A 1,390-nucleotide genomic window follows, 5' to 3' on the forward strand; every position below is an offset into this window, starting at 1 on the left:
CATCGGCGGCACCATCCAGCTCATGCAGCTCGGCGTCGCGGGCTTCGGCGGCTCTTCGATTCCCGACTACGGCACGATGGCCATCATCGCCACCGCCTACGGCGTGACCCTAGGCGCCGACACGGGCCTCGCCATCGGCCTGCCGGTCGGCATGCTCGGCATCCAGCTCGACGTCATCGTCAAGATCCTCAACGGCTTCGTCGTCGAGAAGTCCCAGAAGTTCTGCAACGAGGGTAAGTTCAATCAGATGAACGCCATCCTGTGGGTCTGCCCCGCGCTCTTCGGCCTGTGCGCCGCCCTGCCCGTCTTTGTCTCCGTGACGCTCGGCCAGCCTGCCGTCAACTGGCTCCTCGAGGTCATGCCCCAGTGGTTCCTCTCCGGCCTCACCCTCGCCGGCAAGATGCTCCCGGCCGTCGGCATCGCCATGCTGCTTCGCTACATGCCCACCGCTAAGTACTTCCAGTACCTGCTCGCCGGCTTCTTCCTCTCTGCCTTCCTGAACGTGCCCATCATCGGCGCCGCCATCGTCGGCGTTGCCCTCGCGATCGCGTTCTACCAGCGTGCCGAGAGGGACGCCGAGCTCACCGCCCACGCTTCCGCAGACGCCTTCATCGGAGAGGATGAGTAACCATGGAAAACGAGAACATCATCGCCGCCGCCGAGGGCAAGCCCTCCGGCTACAAGGTCACCAAGAAGGACTTGCGCAACGCGAACTGGCGCTGGCTCATGAGCGTGTGCACCTTCAACTACCAGACCCAGCAGGGCGCCTCGGTCGCCTACGCCCTCTCGCCGATCCTGAGGAAGATCTACACGAACGACGAGGACTATAAGCAGGCGCTCAACAACCACTTCCGCTACTACAACACCCAGCCCTGGCTCGCCGCCGTCATCCTCGGCGCCTGCGTGGCCATGGAGGAGCGCGACGGCCTCGCGGCGGCGGACGCCGTCCAGGACCTGAAGATCGGCACTATGGGGCCGCTCGCCGGCGTCGGCGACTCTCTGCTCATGACCATGATCCCGACCATCATGGGCTCCATCGCCGCCTATATGGCCATCGAGGGCAACCCGGTGGGCGCAGGCATCTGGTTCGCGCTCATCCTGGCCATCTTCTGGGTCCGCATGCACGCCCTCGAGTTCGGCTACAAGCAGGGCGTGAAGCTCGTCACCGACTTCAGCGAGAAGCTTCCCAACCTCACTGCCGCCGCCTCCGTGCTCGGCCTCACCGTGGTCGGCTGCCTCATCGCCTCGGTCATCGGCGTCACCTGCCCGATCAGCTTCAGCTTCGGTGACGTCGCGATGGAGATCCAGCCGCTGCTCGACAAGATTCTCCCTGCCATGATCCCGGCCGCCATCACGGGAGGCGCGTATTACCTTCTTACCAAGAAGAACG

2 protein-coding genes are annotated in these 1,390 nt (G+C 64.5%); both read left to right on the forward strand.

Translation table 11 applies throughout. The features are described 5' to 3' along the window. A partial coding sequence (locus tag ACT84W_RS09545; RefSeq protein ID WP_444329032.1) for a PTS mannose/fructose/sorbose/N-acetylgalactosamine transporter subunit IIC occupies positions 1-628 on the forward strand: 628 nt, incomplete at its 5' end. Between the two features lie 2 nt (positions 629-630). Then, positions 631-1,390 (forward strand): PTS system mannose/fructose/sorbose family transporter subunit IID (locus ACT84W_RS09550; RefSeq protein WP_444329033.1); only part of this gene is annotated, 760 nt, incomplete at its 3' end.

This window comes from Paratractidigestivibacter sp. (assembly GCF_052362415.1).
Classification (GTDB): Bacteria; Actinomycetota; Coriobacteriia; order Coriobacteriales; family Atopobiaceae; genus Paratractidigestivibacter.